Raw genomic sequence first — 16,653 nt, 5'->3', positions numbered from 1 at the left:
GTTAACTTTTTTCGGGACCCTGCCCGTTTCCGCCCCAGCCGCGATTGTCCAACGCCTTGGCGGCGCGCTCCATTGCAGCGCGCGCGCGACGGGTTTACAAGGCGCGCAAACCTTCTGTCTTGCTGCGCTGCGGCACATCGCGCTCCAGCCACAGCGCACCTGTTTTCGCCGGGCCGGTCCCGGCCCAGACCACGAGGAACACCATGGCTTCACTGGACAGTTTCAAATGCCGCCGCGAGATGAGCGTTGCGGGCAAATCCTACGTCTATTTTGACCTGAAACAGGCCGAAGCCAACGGCCTCGCGGGCGTGTCGAAACTGCCCTACACGCTGAAAGTTCTTCTGGAAAACCTGTTGCGCTTTGAAGACGGGCGCACGGTCACCAAGGCCGATATCGAGGCCCTGGCCGCCTGGGTGCAGACCGGCAAATCCAGCCACGAGATCCAGTACCGCCCCGCGCGCGTGCTTATGCAGGACTTCACCGGCGTGCCCGCGGTGGTCGATCTGGCCGCCATGCGCGACGCCACCACGGCGCTGGGCGGTGACCCGACCAGCGTCAACCCGCTGGTGCCGGTGGATCTGGTGATCGACCACTCGGTGATGGTCGATTATTTCGGCCATGCTGACAGCTTCGAGCGCAATGTGGCGCGCGAGTACGAGCGCAATGGCGAACGCTACAAATTCCTCAAATGGGGTGCTGGCGCGTTCGATAATTTTCGTGTCGTGCCGCCGGGCACGGGCATCTGCCACCAGGTCAATCTGGAATATCTCGCCCAGACGGTCTGGACCAAAGATGAAGACGGCGTCACCTATGCCTTCCCCGATACGCTGGTCGGCACCGACAGCCACACCACCATGATAAACGGCCTGGCCGTTCTGGGCTGGGGCGTGGGCGGTATCGAAGCCGAAGCCGCCATGCTGGGCCAGCCGGTCTCCATGCTGATCCCTGAGGTGGTCGGCTTCAAGATGACCGGCAAGCTGCCCGAGGGCGCGACCGCCACCGACCTCGTCCTCACCGTCACCCAGATGCTGCGCAAGCGCGGCGTGGTGGGCAAGTTCGTGGAGTTCTTCGGCCCCGGTCTCGACACCCTGTCGCTGGAAGATGCCGCCACCATTGCCAACATGGCGCCGGAGTACGGTGCGACGTGCGGCTTCTTCCCGGTGGACAACGAAACGCTGGCCTATCTCACATCCACCGGCCGCGATGGCGACCGCGTGGCGCTGGTGGAAGCCTATTCCAAGGCGCAAGGCATGTTCCGCCCCGATCGCCAGGACGACCCGGTCTATACCGACACGCTGGCGCTGGATCTGGGCTCGGTGGTTCCCTCCCTGGCCGGTCCCAAGCGGCCCCAGGACCGGGTTGCGCTCACCGACGCCGCCGACGCCTTTGCCAGCGCGCTGGCTGGCGAGTTCGGCAAGGCCGAAGACGGGGCCCGGCGCGTCAAGGTGGAGGGTACTGACTATTCCATCGGCCATGGTGATGTGGTGATCGCCGCGATCACGTCGTGCACCAACACCTCCAACCCGTCCGTGATGCTGGGCGCCGGCCTGGTGGCGCGCAATGCGCGCAAGCGCGGTCTCAGGGTGCGGCCCTGGGTGAAGACCTCGCTGGCACCGGGCTCCCAGGTGGTCACCGACTATCTCGCCCGCGCCGGACTGCAGGACGATCTGGATGCCATGGGCTTCAATCTGGTGGGCTATGGCTGCACCACCTGCATCGGCAATTCAGGCCCGCTGCCCGAACCGGTCTCGGCGGCCATCAAGGACGGCGATCTGGTCGCGGCGTCGGTGCTGTCGGGCAACCGCAATTTCGAAGGCCGGGTCAGCCCGGACGTGCGCGCCAACTATCTGGCAAGCCCGCCTCTGGTGGTCGCCTATGCCATTGCGGGCACCATGAACATCAATCTGACGCAAGACCCGATCGGTTATGGCGACAATAACGAGCCGGTCTATCTCAAGGATATCTGGCCGAGCTCGGCGGAAATCGCCGAGGTGGTCCGCCAGGCCGTGACGCCGGAGATGTTTGCCAGCCGCTATGCCGACGTGTTCAAGGGCGACGCCATGTGGCAGTCCATCGAGACCGCCAAGGACCTCACCTATAACTGGCCGGACAGCACCTATGTCGCCAACCCGCCCTTCTTCGAGGGCATGTCGCGCGACGCCGCTGCGCCGGGCGATGTGACCGATGCCCGCATTCTGGGCCTGTTCGGTGATTCCATCACCACCGACCACATCTCGCCGGCCGGCGCGATCAAGGCTTCCAGCCCCGCCGGGCGCTGGCTGCAAACCCATGGCGTGGAGCCGTTGGAGTTCAACTCCTATGGCGCGCGGCGTGGCCATCACGATGTGATGATGCGCGGCACCTTCGCCAATATCCGCATCAAGAACCAGATGGTCCCCGGCGTCGAAGGCGGAGTGACCCTTCATCACCCGTCGGGCGAGCAGATGTCGATCTATGACGCCGCCATGAAATACGCCGAGGACAGCCGCCCGCTGGTGGTGTTCGGCGGCAAGGAATACGGCACCGGCTCCTCGCGCGACTGGGCGGCCAAGGGCACGCGCCTTCTGGGCGTGCGCGCGGTCATCACCGAGAGCTTTGAACGCATCCACCGCTCCAACCTGATCGGTATGGGCGTGCTGCCGCTCCTGTTCAAGGACGGGCAGAGCTGGGCGTCGCTGGGCCTGACGGGTGACGAGACCATCACCCTGCAGGGCGTGGCCGAGCTTGCCCCGCGCGGCGATGTGCAGGCCAGTATCACCCGCGCCAATGGCAAGGTGGAGACGCTGGCCCTGCGTGCCGCCATCGATACCGAGAACGAGCTCGACTACTTCCGCAATGGCGGCATCCTGCACTACGTCCTGCGCCAGCGCGCCGCGGCGTAAGGCGCTTTAGCTGTCTGACAGACAAAACCCCGGCGGAGCGATCCGCCGGGGTTTTTCATGCGCGCTGGTCTCGGGATTTGTGATCTGCCGGTTTGACACAAATCGGCTTGTGTCAAACGAAACGCGTTTCATTTGACATTTATGGGCCGGGCTCACGCCCCCAGCACCTCACCCTCGCGCGCTGGCGGTCTCGGCGGGTTGCGCCAGTGGCGGATCAGCGGGAACAGGCCGGCGAGGATTTGAGCCGCCAGGCCCAGCTGGTGGCGCGGCTCGGCGTAGAGCGCCAGATGGGCCATCACCGTGCGCCCGGCCAGCATCTGGGACAGGACAATTTCGCCGATCAGCAACAGGACGACCGCCACCGCGCCCATGGCGCCGGCCCCGGCGCGGGTCAGCTCGCGGCCCTCCATCGCCATGCCGGTCAGGTGCCAGGCGGCGTAAAGGATCACCGGCAGCTCGATCAGAAGCGCCGGCCAGGGCCCGAGCCAGGGCTCGAACAGAAGTGTGCGAAAACCGCCCAGCACAATGCCCAGCGCCAGCAGGCAGGCAGCATAGATCAGACCGGCAATGAGGGCGGGGCGCATGGGGATGTCCTGCAGACGGGATCAGAATCAGACGCCGCGCGGACTGCGTCTCCGCGCGGCGTCCTTTAGATCAGGTCTGCGGGCCTGAGTCAGCCTGCGTCCTTGAGATTGACCGCCTTGGGCCCCTTGCCCCGATTGTCGGGCTCGGTGTCGAAGGACACGCGCTGGCCGTCGCGCAGATCGGCCATGCCGGCATCCTTGACCGCGGTGATGTGGACGAACACGTCCTTGCCGCCATCGTCCGGGGTGATGAAACCGAAGCCCTTGTCAGCGTTGAAGAACTTCACAATACCAGTCGTCATGAGGAGGAGCCCTTTTCCCGTCGCTGCGCGGCGTCCCGCGCAATAAGGCTACGCCCGCGGCGTCCCGCGTGCGGCATGCGGCCTGGGGGGTCGGGGAAGGAACAAGTCTCTGGCGCAAGGGTGTCCGGTCGTCTCGCTAGGCTTCACCGGGCCTTGTTCAGGCCGCTCGTGCGATCCAAACTATGCCTCAAACCGGTTCGCGTCACAAGCGTGTGAAAAACCGGCGCGATTGCAAACCCTTGCGTTCAAGGAGCCCCATGTCCCGACACCGCCAGCGCCGGCAGGCGATCCGCGAGGCGCGCCGGCTCCGCGAAAGCGGACCTGACGCCGGCGCGGCCATGCGCCTGGCCGTCATGGTGGCCATGGTGCTGATTGCGCTGGCCGTTGCGGCGGGCTTTCAGGGCGAGCGCCTGGCCAGTGCTGCCGCGGGTGCGCTCTCCGGCCTCGAGCCACTGGCCCGGCCGGTGTGGCTGGGTGCCAGCCTTCTGGAGCTGGGCGTGGCCGCCCTCATCGCGATCATTGCAGGCGTACTGGTCTGGCGCGCCTTCCGCCGCTGAAACCGGGCGGGTTCAAAGACTTGTCTTTCTGCGCGCTTGGGGGGAGGGTCAGGCCGTTCACACTTGCGCGCCGCCACCCATGGCGCGCCCACACGGGGAAGGATGCTCCATGGACCTCACCGGCAAAACCGCCATTGTCACCGGCGCGGCCAGCGGCATCGGCAAGGCGATTGCCACCGCCCTGCATGCCAGGGGCGCGAAGATCGCGGCCATTGATCTCGACGGGCCGGGCGCGGACGCCACGGGCGCGGCGCTGGGCGGGTTCGGCGCGCGCGTCGATGTCACCGACGAGGCGGCGCTCACGCGCTTCATCAACAGAACAGAGCGCACGCTGGGGCCGGTGGACATCTATATCTCCAATGCCGGGATCGGCGTCACCGACGGGCCCGGCTGGGGCGCGGGCGATGCGGCCAACGCCTCCTGGCAGGCTTGCTGGGACGTGAATGTCATGGCCAGCGTCTATGCCGCGCGCCATCTGGCCCGGTCCATGGCCACGCGCGGCGGGCATTTCCTGATCACCGCCTCGGCCGCCGGGCTGTTGTCCCAGATCGGCGACGCGCCCTATTCGGCCACCAAGGCGGCGGCGGTGGCGTTTGCAGAGAGTCTCGCCATCACCCATGGCGATGACGGGCTGATCGTCCACTGCCTGTGCCCCGAAGGCGTGCGCACGCCGCTGGTGGCGGGCGTGGAGGGCGGGGCCCAGGGCCTGTCGGGCTATATCGAGGCGGATGAGGTGGCTGACGCCGTACTGGCTGCCATGGCCGAAAAGCGCTTCCTGATCACCACCCATGCCAACACGGTGCAGTACGCCGCGCACAAAGGCGCAGACCGCGACCGCTGGGTGGCCGGCATGCGCAAGCTGCGCCGTCAGGTGATGGCCAGCAATCACGGACGCCCGATGTAGGGCTCAGCCCCTCAGCTGAAACGTCACCGGATCGCAGAAGCTGCGCACGTCGAACAGGCGCGGATCGGTGATGATGTCGCTGGGGCGCAGCGGCGCCGACAATTCCAGCCCCGCCAGCGAGCGCGCCCGCGACAGCGCCACATAGGCCTGGCCGTGGGCAAACAGGCGGCGCGAGACATCGAGATACACGCGCTCCAGGGTCAGGCCCTGCGCCTTGTGAATGGTCATCGCCCAGGCGAGCCGCAGCGGATATTGCGCGTAGGAGCCCACGCGCTCGCGTTTCAGCCCGCCTTCGGCGCCCGGCGCCACGGCATAGCGCGTGCGCTCCCAGCTGACCGGCTCCACGCGCACGCTCTCGCCATTGACCCGCACCATCACCGCGCCGTCGCCAAAGCCCGTGACCTCGCCGATCGAGCCGTTGACATAGCGCCCGCCCGGATCATTGCGGATCAGCATGACGCGCGCGCCGGTTTTCAGGATCAGCGGGTCTTCGGTGGGAAACAGGCGCGGATCGAACTCGCCCTCCACCTTGCCGGAAAACCCGCGCGGTTCGCCCACCAGCGCGTCCAGGCGCGCCTGATTGATCGCGGACGCGGCCTGATTGGTGGCGGTGAGCACGACATGGGTCTCGCTGGCCTGAAGCCCTGAGCGCGCGCTGACGCGTTCATTGAGCTGGGCGGCCTGATCATTGTCCAGCGCGCCTTCGCGCACGGCGTTCAGGATGTCGATGAAATCGCTGTCAGCCTGGCGGTGCACCTGGCTCAGCTCCAGAATGGAGAACCCGGCCTCGCGGAAGGCCGGGGCGTGAAAGAAGAACGGCCCGCCATACATGTCTTCCAGATGAGCCGCCTCCTCGCCCTGGATGACCGGCGGCAGCTGGGCCAGATCGCCCACCAGCACCATGCGCACCCCGCCAAAGGGCGCGTTGGTTCCCCGGTTGAGGCGCAGGCTGGTATCCACCGCCTGCATCACATCGGCGCGCACCATGGAGATCTCGTCGATCACCAGCGTGGTCAGCGCCCGCATGGCTGCACCATTGCGCCCGCGGCGCACATCATGGGGCAGGATCAGGCGCGGCGGCAGCTGGAAAAAGGAATGCAGCGTCTGCCCGCCCGCGGCCATGGCCGCCACGCCGGTGGGCGCCAGCACGGCAGCCCGCGTGCCCATGGCGCGCAGGATCGCGCGCGTCACCGTGGTCTTGCCCGTGCCCGCCCGGCCGGTCAGGAACAGGTGCGCGCCGCCGCGCACCGCCAGCGCAAACGCCGCCTGCTGTTCCGGTGACAAGTCTGGCTGGGGCGCTGCAGGGGTCATGGCCGCTCGGCTCTAGGGGGATGGGCCGCCACCCTGCCCCGCTTCGTCAGGCAGGGCCAGCGCGCGATGTGGGTTGCCCGCCAATCCGGCTGGCCTTGGCGTGCGTATTGAGGCAAGACGGGGCGGCCAGACAGCGGAGCAATCAATCATGACCAATACCCCGGCCAGCCCGGACCCGTCCGGCGAGCCTGCAGCCCGGTCCAACGGCCAGACCCTGGGTCAAGGCTCGAAACTGCTGGTGGATATCGGCCCGGCGGCCGTATTCATGATCAGCTACAATGTCGCCGGGCGCATTGTGGAGGACGGGGCGATCTACTGGGCCACCGGCCTGTTCATGGCTGCCACGGCCATTGCGCTGGTCGCGGCCCTGATTTTCCAGAAGCGCTTCCCGCCCATGCTGGTGGTCACTTTCGTGATCGTCACGGGCTTCGGGGCGATGACGCTGTATCTGCAGGATCCGGTGTTCGTCTTCATCAAGCCGACCATCATCAATCTGATCTTCTCGCTGTCGATCCTGTTCTCCATCGCGTTCGGCTTCAATGTCTGGCAGGCGCTGTTCGGCTCGATCTATTCGATGCCCGAGCGCATCTGGACGATCCTGGCCATCCGCTGGGCGCTGTTCTTCGCCTGCCTGGCTTTGCTGAACGAGGTGTTGTGGCGCCACATCACCGATTCAGCGGCGGACCCGGCCTTCATGGAGGCGGCACGCTGGTTTGCGGGCTTCGAGATCACGGAAAGCTTCTGGGTGAATTTCCGCTTCTGGGGCACCTATCCGATTTTCTTTGTCTTCGTGCTGCTCAACGTGCCCATCACGCTCAAACACGCCAAGGAACCCGAGGCCAAGGGTGCCGCGTCCGCAGGGTGAGGGGCTGTCCGCAGCCCGCGCTTGCGCCCCGTCACGGCGCTGTGACTTCAATGTGTGTGCGCTTTGAGCTAGCACAGGGGTCATGATCAACGCGCTTGCCCCTTTTCTGATCGCCCTGGCGCTGGTCCAGTCCAGCGGCCAGCCGCGTCCGGCTGAGTCCGAAGCCACCCCTGCGCCCGCTGGCGCGCTGGTGGTGGCCGAGCTGTTTACCAGCCAGGCCTGCCGCTTCTGCCCGGCTGCCAATGACTGGCTGGCGCTCGCCGGAGAGCGCGAGCACGTGCTGGCGCTGGCCTATGGCGTGGACTATTGGGACGCGATGTATAACTGGCCGGACGAGTATGCCCGCCCCGAGTTCGTCGAGCGGCAGAAAGCCTATGTGGACGCCGGCGAGGCGCGCCGGGTGTTCACCCCGCACCTGGTGATCAATGGCGGGCCGGAGCGCATGCGCTTCTCGCCCGAACGCGCCGAAGAGGCGCTGGCGGCGGCGTCTTTTCTGGCGGTGCCGGAGGCCCGGGTTGAGAACAATGTCATCACCATCCGTCTTGACGGGCCGCGTCTCGACGCACCGGCGGATGTCTGGGTGATGCATTATACGCCCGGTGCCGAGACCCGCCTGATCGGGAGCGGCGGCAATGCCGGGCTGGAGATGACCCATTACAACATGGTGCGTGCCATCGCCCATGCCGGTCACTGGCCGGGCGGGAGCGCCACGCTCAGCACGCCTGCGCCGCAGAGTGGCCAGTCCAGCGCCGTGCTGGTGCAGACCGGCCCTGGCGGGCGCCTGATTGGCGCCGTGCGGGTCCAGGCCGGCGCGTCCGGTTCCCGGGACTAAGCGGGTGGTCTAGGCGCCCAGCGCGCGTTGCACCCAGCCCAGCGGGCCGGTGAAGGCCAGCGGGCCATCGCTCACCGCCAGCGCGATGCACACCGCTCCGGCTTCGGCCACCGGCTTGTGCTCGGTGTCGGGGTCCGCCGCGCACAGCTCCCCCGTGCCATAGCGGTCAATCCCGTCATGGAAGGCACCGGTCAGCACCAGGGTGAACTCGCGCCCGTCATGGCCGTGGCGCGGCACGCCGCGGCCCGGTTCCAGACGGATCAGCTCGGCCTTGGCGCGGCCATCGTCCATCAGCATCATGGTGCGCACGCCGGGTCCGGCAAACTGCCAGGCCGCCCCGCGCTCCAGTGCCAGATCGCGAACCGGGCCAGGCAGGTCGAGAAGCTCGCTCAGGGCCTTGCCCGCCGCCTGGGCCGCGCGCTGCGCTGCCAGATCGCCCATGCCGGGTTTCAGCGATGCTTCGCCCAGGCCGGCTTCTTCCGCATCGATGGCCGCCAAGACCTGGGTCAGGGCCGTGTCGCGCACCGGTGCGGGGGCAATCGTCTCCAGCATCACGCCGGACACCGCTTCGGCGGCCGCGCGCTGGCGCGCCACGTCATCATTCACGCACGCCTGCGCATCCAGCAAAAGGCTCATGGGTCCCGACAGGACACCGGATGCGTACGCCGCATAAAGCTCGTCACCGAGAGGATGATTGGTCATGGGCATGATCACTCAATTGCCGCGCCGGCATGCCGCGGATCAGGCTGTGCATATTGACCGCGCGCGCGCGGCTTCAAGGGGCGGTCCCCAGTTGGTCCCAATTCTGCCATCACGGGTCACAACGCGTCCGCATCGAGCACCCGGCGCAACTTGTCGAAGGCCAGCCGCAGGCGCGATTTCACCGTTCCCAGCGGCGCGCCGATACGCTGGGCGATGTCGCGGTGGGACAGGCCGTCAAAGAAGGCCAGCCGCAACAGCGCCACCTGGTCTTCAGGCAGATCCGCCAGCGCCTCGCGCACACGGGCGTCTCGCGCCCCGGCATGGGCCGCCTCGTCCGGGGCTTCAAAGCTGGTGGGATGCAAGGAGGGATCGGCCTCGTCCAGCGCGGGCTTGGCCGCGCGCCGGGCCGCATCAATGCGCCGGTTGCGCGCGATGCGGAAAATCCAGGTGGAGGCCGAGGCCTGGCGGCTGTCAAACTGGCCGGCCTTGCGCCAGACGGTCAGCATCACCTCCTGGGTCAGCTCCTCAGCCAGGGAATCATTGGCGTTCAGGCGGATCAGATAGGCTTTGACCCGGGGTGCGTAGAAATTGAACAGGGACGCAAACGCGCTGCGGTCACGCGCCGCCACCGCTTCGACCAGACGGTCAAGCGCATCCCGGTCAAGAACCGGCTCTGTCGTGGCGGGCGCATCGGGCAAGCAGCACCTGATTGTTCCGTGTGACCGTCATCACACAGGTTCGGAGAGGATTTATCAACCCGCATGGCCTTGAATCCGCCCTCAAGCCCCGGTCTAAAGCCGGACAAGACCTCGCGCCAGTGTCACCGGCACCGCAGCCTGATCCACAAAGAGAGCCCGCCCATGCGTTTGTCCGCCATAATTTGCGCCAGCCTGTTCAGCCTCACGGCTTTCGCGGCGGTGTCCGCGCCGGCACAGGCGTCTGCCGGCGCCGAGCCGGTATTTCGCGCCGCCCACAATGCCTGGCGCGTCTTCACCCGGGGCGAGGGCGCAGACCGCTATTGCTACGCGGTGAGCCGGCCCAGCGAGTCCCTGCCCGCCAATGTCACTCACGGGGATGTGTTCTTCTTCGTGGCCAGCTGGGCGTCCGGTGCTGCGCGCGAACAACCCAGCTTCATGGCCGGTTATCCGCTGCGTCCCGACAGCCCGCCGCGCGCCCGCGTTGGCTCTGACCGCTTCACCCTGTATGTCTCGCGCAATGAAGGCTTTGTCGAGCTGGAGCGCGATTCCACGCGGCTGGTGAATGCCATGCGTCAGGGATCATCCATGCGCGTGGAAGCCACCAGCGATCGTGGCACCGCGACGGTGTATGAGTTTTCACTGTCGGGCGTCACCGCTGCCCTGCGCCAGGTCAATGAGCTGTGCCGCTGATCGCGTTGTGACGGATCAGTCGCCCGCCGCCATCGCCGCGCGGACCGCCACCGCCGTATCGGGCTGGTCGGTGAACACGCCATCCACGCCGAGTGCATAGAGCGCCATCAGCTCGTCCGTGACGCTGGCACCGGTATGGGGTGCCCGGTCGTCGCGTACTGTCCAGGTGTGCACCGCCAGACCCAGTTCGTGGGCGCGCTCCAGATACCCCGTGCTTGACCCGTCCGGGTTCACAAGCACCGATTTATGCGGCCCCACCGCGTTGGCGAACTGGGCAATTTCCTCCAGCGACAGGCCGCCGGCATTGTACCCTGCCTCATCCGGCCCGCCATAGAGCATGGCCAGCGTCACCGGCGTCAGCGGGCGCAGGCGCTGAAGGAAGCCCGGATCAAAGCACTGGATGATGATGGGCGCGTCCGCGCGGTTCAGCCCGCGCCGCTCCAGGACCTCCAGCAGCACGGGCAGGGGATCGAGCCCCATGGCGGCGTGTTCGGCGGGCAGTTTCACTTCCGGCTCGGTGGGGATGGTGCAGCCGCATTCGGCTTCCAGCTCTGCCACCAGATCGAGGAAATCATCCAGCGTCAGGACCGGGTCCTGATCATTGTATTGTGTGGAGCGGTCCTCGAACACCTGACGCACCCGCAAGGCGCGCAGCTCGTCGGCGGTAAAGTCCATCACCCACCAGTCCTCGCGGCCCATCAGGGACCGGCGCCGGTCGGCGAATTCCGGCCGGTCCGCGATATCGGTGGAGGTGGACAGATAGGGATCATGGCGCACGATCAGCTGGCCATCCGCCGACATCATCAGATCGGGCTCGAGAATGTCCGCGCCCTGTTCAAACGCCAGACGGTAGGCGCTCTCGCTGTGTTCGGGCCGGTAGCCCGAGGCCCCGCGATGGGCGATCACCCGCGGCGCGTCCCCGGTCAATGTCGCCCAGCGCGGCGCGGGATCGGGCGCGGCGTCAGGGGCGGTTGTACCGGGCGCAGGTGCCGGCCCGGTGCAGGCGGCCAACAGGGTACAGGCGGCCAGCATCAGTATACGGATCATCACGGGATATGCCTCCGGTCACACGAATCTGCCGCGCAGATTAGACGCACCGGAGCCCGTCTGCGCGTGATGTTTTCGTGACGCAGCACGGCCGCCGTCCGGCCCCCCGCTAGAACAGCGAGAAGGCCAGATCGCGGATGGTATCAAAGCTCCACAGGCCCGCCATGGCACCCAGCACCAGCACCAGAAGGATTTTCCACCGGTGGGCGCGTATCCCGCGCCGCATCAAATTGAACCCTGCCAGCGTGGCACGCCAGCCCACAATGCGCACCGGAACGCCGATCGCCAGGCTGGCCGTCAGGGCCAAAGCCACCATTACAAGCTCTGCAGGATAAGCTGCCAGCATCACGCCCTCCCCAAACTGCTGGGCCCTCCAGGCCCCACGCGCTCATCACGCCCGGTGCCGGGCGAATGAAAGCTGAAGGCGCCGTTCAGGTCCGGTTCAACCGTTCAGCGCCCGCCGCGCGGATTGATCGGTTCATCGGCCGGGCCCGGCCCGCCCGGCTGTGCCGAGCCGCAATAAGGCCAGCTGCCGGTATTGGGCCCGCGATCGGGACACACGCTCTCGCCCTCGGGCATCAGCGCACAGGCCCCCAGCGCCATCGCGCCAAGCCCCGCCGCCGCGATGACACGCGCGGCGCGCCGCGCATTCCGGTATCCACCCATCTGATCAGACCCCTCAATCTGCTTGATCGCCATGATCACCCGCCCGGCCCGCGCGGGCAAGGCGGGATTTGTCCGCCCCCGGTTCACGCGCCCTTAACCACGCCCGCGCTTTGTGGAGGGTCTGCATCACGGTGACAGGACGAGCGTCCATCCATGCCTCAACATCAGAGCCCGCGCCCGTATTCGCGCGCGCGTCCGCCGCGCAAGGGCGGGGCGTGGCGGGGAGTGTTCCGGCTGTTCGCCGCGGCCATGGTGCTGGTCACGCTGGCGGGCGGGGCGTGGCTGACGGGACTGGCCCGCAGCCTGCCCGATCTCTCGGCGCTCGAGCCCGCACCGCGCACCGGCGAGATCATGCTGCTGGACCGCAGCGGGCGCACCATCGCCCGGCGCGGCGAGGTCAGCCATGGCGCGATCCGCGCCGCAGCCCTGCCCGAAACCCTCACCCTGGCAGTCCTCGCGGTGGAGGACCGGCGTTTCTACAGCCATTTCGGCATTGACCTGATCGGCACCGCGCGGGCCGCACTGGCCAATGTCCGGGCCGGCCGGGTGGTGCAGGGCGGCTCCACCATCACCCAGCAGCTGGCCAAGAATTTGTTCCTCACGCCTGACCGCACCCTGCGCCGCAAGGCGCAGGAGATGATGCTGGCTTTGTGGCTGGAGCAGCGCTTCACCAAGGACGAGATCCTCGCCCTCTATCTCAACCGGGTCTATTTCGGGGCCGGTGCCTGGGGGGCCGAAGCCGCTGCCCGGCGCTATTTCTCCAAGAGCGCGCACGAGCTGAGCCTGGGTGAAGCGGCCCTGCTGGCCGGCCTGCTCAAAGCGCCGTCGCGCTATGCCCCCACCTCCGACGCTCTGCGCGCGTCCGTGCGCGCCACTGTGGTGCTGGATCTGATGCTGGCCACCGGCCGCATCACGCAGGCCGAGCGCATTGCGGCGGCCGAGGCACCCATCCGCGTGTCGCGCGGCAATGCCAGTCCCGGCGCGGGCTGGTTCGCCGACTGGGTCCTGCCCCAGGTGCGCGAGCGCCTGCCGGGCCAAACCGGGGACCTCATCGTCCACACCACGCTGGACATCGCCGCCCAGCGCGCCGCTGAAACCGCCCTCAGCGAGGGTCTGACCGATCCGGCGCTGGCGCTGGGCGCAGGTGCGGGCGCGCTGGTGGCGCTCGATCATACCGGCGGTGTGGCGGCCATGGCCGGAGGCGCGGACTATGTGCGCTCGCCCTTCAACCGCGCCGTCAGCGCGCGCCGCCAGCCCGGCTCGGCCTTCAAGCCCTTCGTGTATGCCGCCGCCTTTGAAGGCGGGCTGACCCCGGACGATGTGTTCCTCGACCAGCCGGTGAGCTATGGCAGCTGGTCGCCGGAGAATTTCAACGGCCGCTATGAGGGTGCCCTGACGCTGGAGACAGCGTTTGCGCGCTCGTCCAACTCGGTGGCTGTGCAGGTATCCGAAGCCACCGGGCGGGGCTGGGTGCTGCGCACCGCGGCGCGCATGGGCCTGACCAGCCCCATCGCCAATACGCCATCGGCCGCCCTGGGTGCCTATGAAGTGACGCCGCTGGAGCTCATTGGGGCCTATCTGCCCTTCATGAATGGCGGGCGCGCGGCGCCGCCCTACGCCATCCGGTCCATCACGGCGCCGGACGGCACAGTGCTCTGGAGGCGCGAGGAGACGCCAGGCCCGCTGGTGCTCGCCGGCCGCGTGGTCATCGACATGGACCGCGTGTTCGAGGCCGCCGTGGAGACCGGCACCGGGCGCGGCGCGCGGGTGCCGGGCCGGGCGGTGCGCGGCAAGACCGGCACCACCAATGGCCATCGCGATGCCTGGTTCGCCGGCTGGTCTGAAGGCCTGGCCGCCGTGGTGTGGATGGGCAATGACGATTTCACCCCGACCGACGACGCGCTGGGCGGCGCCGGGCCGGCGCGCATTTTCGCCCGTTTCATCAATGCCGCCCCGGCCTGGCCCGCCCCGCTGGACGCCTTGCTGGTCCAGCCCGCCCGCCCCGATGACCCCATTGCCGCGCTGCTGGCCCCCGCCGATCCCGCCCCGGTGCCCGCGCCCGTGCGCGACGCTGATCCGGCCTCTGACCCCATCGCCGCCCTGCTGGGACGCATGGACGGGGGGTGAGGCGTGGCGGTTTTTGGGGGTGCGCGCGCGCGCTGCGCCCGTTAGACTTGCGGCTCGCTTGCCAACAAGAGGGGACGCCACCGTGACGCCGCACGTGACCAAACTTGCCCGCATGTCAGCCTTTGCCTCCGCCGCGGCTCTGGCCCTGGCGCTCGCCGCCTGTGGCGCAGAAGAGACCGGCGAGGGGCCACGCACCGAGGTGACCGAAGCCCAGATCGAGGAAGGTCTCGACGCACTGGGCTTTGCGCGCTCCGACCTGTTCGCCGCCAGCGAGGCCGGGATCGAGAACGGGGTCGCCGTCTATACCGGTCTCACCAGCGCTGACGGTGAGGCGGCCGGCCGCATCGGCCGTGTCTCCATCGGCGCGCCCCGGGTCGAGGATGGCGTCACGCGCTTTGACTGGCTGGAGGCCGAAGACCTGCTGGCCGGTGGCGAGGATGGTGACGGCATTGCCCGTGTGGCCCGCCTGCGCGCCGACCGCCCGGGCGCGGCCCTGTCGCAAGCCATCGCCGACCTGATCAATGGCCGCACAGACGCGGACGGCTACACGCTGCCCTCGCGCAATGGCGCCGACTACACGTTCGACGAGCTGTCCCTGTCGGGCCTGTCCTTCACGGCCAATGAAGAGAATGAAGACCCCGTCGGCGGCACCCTGGCGCGCGCGGCGCTCGAAGCGTTCGATGGCGAGCGGCTGGGCCGCGCCGTGATCGAGGGCCTGTCCATCACCGGAGACGACGCGGATGCCGGGGCGCTGGTGCTGCGTCTCGATGAGTTCGCGCTCACGGGTCTGGACGCCCTGTTCGTTGACGTGCTCCTGAATCTGGACGGGGACGGGCAGGTCCGTACCGGGTTTGACGGCCCGTTCGGCGATGCCATGGCCAGCATGATGCGTCCTACCGGCGCGTTTGAAAGCATCGCCGTGCGCGGCATGGAGGTGCGCGCCGCCGGCGCCCGCATCGGCATGCCCACGCTGGACATGCGCTACGAGACAAGGCGCGATGACAGCGTCGACATCATCGCCGAGATGCCGCAGCTGACCGTGGCGCTGTCATCCGATACGCCCGAGACCGCCCAGGCCGCCCAGATGCTCGCCTCCATGGGCTATGAGGCGCTGGAGTTCTCGCTCTACAGCCGCTCGCGCTACGACCCGGCCACCGACCGCGCCACCGTCGCGCTGGAGGATTACCGGTTCGAGCTGAAGGACGGGCTGCGCCTCTCCATGGCCCAGGACGTGACCGGCCTGCAGGCCTATGCCGACGCCACGGCCGCGGTCATGACCGAGATGATGGCCGCCATGGAAGACAATCCGGACGCGCCTGACACGATCATGAACGAGCGCCTGATGGAGGCCTATGGCGCGCTGCAGATTCACTCCATGACCCTGCGCATCGACGACCTGAACCTGCTCGAACGCGTCATGACGCTGAACGCGCAAACCCAGGGCGTCACCCCCGAACAGGCGCGCATGCAGGCCGCCACCATGATGGGTCTGGGCATCGCCATGGGCGGCGGCATGCTGCCCGAGGGCCTGGCCATCGAGCTCGGCGCCGCGCTCAGCGCCTTCATCAACCAGGGCGGCGCGGTGGAAATCAACCTCAACCCCGCCGCCCCCGTGGGCATGGACCGGCTGATGAATGTCGCCGAAGACATGAGCGTGCTCAGAGAGCTCGGCCTCACCGTCCGGCACATCCCGGCGGAGTAGGGGAGGGGGCGGTTAGGCCCGCCTGCTGCGAGACGCAAGACTGATACAGCGCCCGTCCGGCTTCGCGCCGGGCGGGCGTTTTGCGTTGCGCCTTGCACGTGAGAGCGTGTCCGGCTGTCCTGATAAGCGCGGGCGGCGCTCCGGCGTCCGCCCGCCTCCGCCTCAGCCGCAATCGGCGTAGCGGCTCGTTTCACAACGCTGGGCCAGGGACTGGGCGCTGGCGATCTGGTTTTCGGTCATCCGGCCGGCGATGAGGTCGCCGTATTCCTGGCCGGTCTCGTCGCCGGCGAAGGCCGCCAGGCTAAACCAGGCCAGGGCGCGCACATCGTCCTGGGCGACCCCGTCCCCGTTGGCGTGCATCACGCCGTAATTGCTGCAGCCTGTAGCGCTGCCGCCTTCGCACGCCTGACGGTAGAGCGCGGCGGCCTGGGATGGATCCTGGCGGACATACCGTCCGATCTCGTACAGGAAGCCAAGCTCGTTGCAGGCCTCCGCCGTGCCCTGCTCGCAGGCCTGTTCATAGCGCGCGACCGTGACGGCGCGATTGCGCCCGGCATGCCGGCTGCGGAACACGCTGGCACCGACGCAAGACACATCGTGGCGCTCGCAACCCAGACGGTCCAGCGCCGCGCGGCTGCGTGCATCCCCGGCTGCCTCCGCCGGCCCCGGCAGGCCGGCCAGCAACAGACCGGCACCCAGCACCGCACCGGTAAAACAGGTTTGGGTTTTCATGACTTGACCCCCCGCTATGGTATCGCGTCACATCACACGCGGTGCAACCATA

General features: G+C 67.9%; 17 protein-coding genes. 8 read left to right on the top strand and 9 right to left on the bottom strand.

All coding sequences use genetic code 11. The features are described 5' to 3' along the window. Positions 1-203 precede the first annotated feature (203 nt). Positions 204-2,882, top strand: a complete 2,679-nt coding sequence (acnA, locus tag L2D00_10270; protein WBQ12227.1) for an aconitate hydratase AcnA — start codon at positions 204-206, stop codon at positions 2,880-2,882. Positions 2,883-3,034: 152 nt separating this feature from the next. Here acnA and L2D00_10265 read toward each other — a convergent pair whose 3' ends face one another. Together L2D00_10265 and L2D00_10260 are read right to left on the bottom strand one after the other, a co-directional pair. Next, on the bottom strand, positions 3,035-3,466 hold the full coding sequence (locus L2D00_10265; GenBank protein ID WBQ12226.1) for a hypothetical protein: 432 nt from the start codon (positions 3,464-3,466) through the stop codon (positions 3,035-3,037). A gap of 89 nt (positions 3,467-3,555) precedes the next feature. Then, entirely contained in the window at positions 3,556-3,768 is a 213-nt protein-coding gene (locus tag L2D00_10260) for a cold-shock protein (GenBank protein WBQ12225.1), read from the bottom strand. Positions 3,769-4,025: 257 nt separating this feature from the next. On the opposite strand from L2D00_10260, the gene L2D00_10255 reads away from it, so the two are divergent. Beyond that, positions 4,026-4,325: a hypothetical protein gene (locus L2D00_10255; GenBank protein ID WBQ12224.1), complete on the top strand. Its 300-nt coding sequence runs from the start codon at positions 4,026-4,028 to the stop codon at positions 4,323-4,325. Between the two features lie 109 nt (positions 4,326-4,434). Continuing rightward, positions 4,435-5,229, top strand: a complete 795-nt coding sequence (locus L2D00_10250; GenBank protein WBQ12223.1) for an SDR family NAD(P)-dependent oxidoreductase — start codon at positions 4,435-4,437, stop codon at positions 5,227-5,229. 3 nt (positions 5,230-5,232) lie between these two features. Here the strand turns inward: L2D00_10250 and L2D00_10245 are convergent, their stop codons facing one another. Then, on the bottom strand, positions 5,233-6,540 hold the full coding sequence (locus L2D00_10245; protein WBQ12222.1) for a DEAD/DEAH box helicase: 1,308 nt from the start codon (positions 6,538-6,540) through the stop codon (positions 5,233-5,235). Positions 6,541-6,688: 148 nt separating this feature from the next. On the opposite strand from L2D00_10245, the gene L2D00_10240 reads away from it, so the two are divergent. Together L2D00_10240 and L2D00_10235 are read left to right on the top strand one after the other, a co-directional pair. Next, a complete protein-coding gene (locus L2D00_10240; protein ID WBQ12221.1) occupies positions 6,689-7,405 on the top strand; it encodes a septation protein IspZ in 717 nt (238 codons plus the stop codon). Between the two features lie 82 nt (positions 7,406-7,487). Then, positions 7,488-8,237: a DUF1223 domain-containing protein gene (locus L2D00_10235; protein WBQ12220.1), complete on the top strand. Its 750-nt coding sequence runs from the start codon at positions 7,488-7,490 to the stop codon at positions 8,235-8,237. Between the two features lie 9 nt (positions 8,238-8,246). On the opposite strand, the gene L2D00_10230 is transcribed toward L2D00_10235, so the two are convergent. Together L2D00_10230 and L2D00_10225 are read right to left on the bottom strand one after the other, a co-directional pair. Continuing rightward, a complete protein-coding gene (locus L2D00_10230; GenBank protein ID WBQ12219.1) occupies positions 8,247-8,939 on the bottom strand; it encodes a ChrR family anti-sigma-E factor in 693 nt (230 codons plus the stop codon). Between the two features lie 116 nt (positions 8,940-9,055). After that, positions 9,056-9,637 (bottom strand): sigma-70 family RNA polymerase sigma factor, encoded by a 582-nt coding sequence (locus tag L2D00_10225; GenBank protein ID WBQ12218.1) that lies wholly within the window; start codon positions 9,635-9,637, stop codon positions 9,056-9,058. 162 nt (positions 9,638-9,799) lie between these two features. Here L2D00_10225 and L2D00_10220 point away from each other — a divergent pair, with 162 nt between their 5' ends. Then, complete coding sequence (locus tag L2D00_10220) at positions 9,800-10,327, top strand: hypothetical protein (protein ID WBQ12217.1); 528 nt, start codon at positions 9,800-9,802, stop codon at positions 10,325-10,327. A 15-nt stretch (positions 10,328-10,342) separates the two neighbouring features. Here the strand turns inward: L2D00_10220 and L2D00_10215 are convergent, their stop codons facing one another. From L2D00_10215 to L2D00_10205, 3 genes are all read right to left on the bottom strand, one after another. Continuing rightward, complete coding sequence (locus tag L2D00_10215) at positions 10,343-11,374, bottom strand: hypothetical protein (GenBank protein ID WBQ12216.1); 1,032 nt, start codon at positions 11,372-11,374, stop codon at positions 10,343-10,345. A 109-nt stretch (positions 11,375-11,483) separates the two neighbouring features. Further along, on the bottom strand, positions 11,484-11,720 hold the full coding sequence (locus L2D00_10210) for a hypothetical protein (protein WBQ12215.1): 237 nt from the start codon (positions 11,718-11,720) through the stop codon (positions 11,484-11,486). A 104-nt stretch (positions 11,721-11,824) separates the two neighbouring features. Further along, entirely contained in the window at positions 11,825-12,073 is a 249-nt protein-coding gene (locus L2D00_10205; GenBank protein WBQ12214.1) for a hypothetical protein, read from the bottom strand. A gap of 120 nt (positions 12,074-12,193) precedes the next feature. On the opposite strand from L2D00_10205, the gene L2D00_10200 reads away from it, so the two are divergent. Both L2D00_10200 and L2D00_10195 read left to right on the top strand, forming a co-directional pair. After that, complete coding sequence (locus L2D00_10200) at positions 12,194-14,167, top strand: PBP1A family penicillin-binding protein (GenBank protein ID WBQ12213.1); 1,974 nt, start codon at positions 12,194-12,196, stop codon at positions 14,165-14,167. 94 nt (positions 14,168-14,261) lie between these two features. Beyond that, on the top strand, positions 14,262-15,869 hold the full coding sequence (locus L2D00_10195) for a hypothetical protein (protein WBQ12212.1): 1,608 nt from the start codon (positions 14,262-14,264) through the stop codon (positions 15,867-15,869). Between the two features lie 162 nt (positions 15,870-16,031). On the opposite strand, the gene L2D00_10190 is transcribed toward L2D00_10195, so the two are convergent. Then, entirely contained in the window at positions 16,032-16,601 is a 570-nt protein-coding gene (locus tag L2D00_10190; GenBank protein WBQ12211.1) for a sel1 repeat family protein, read from the bottom strand. Positions 16,602-16,653: the final 52 nt, after the last annotated feature.

Source organism: Hyphomonadaceae bacterium BL14, from assembly GCA_027627705.1.
Classification (GTDB): Bacteria; Pseudomonadota; Alphaproteobacteria; order Caulobacterales; family Maricaulaceae; genus Oceanicaulis.
Note: the sequence above shows the minus strand (reverse complement) of the source record. Positions and strands in the feature narration are given on the sequence as shown.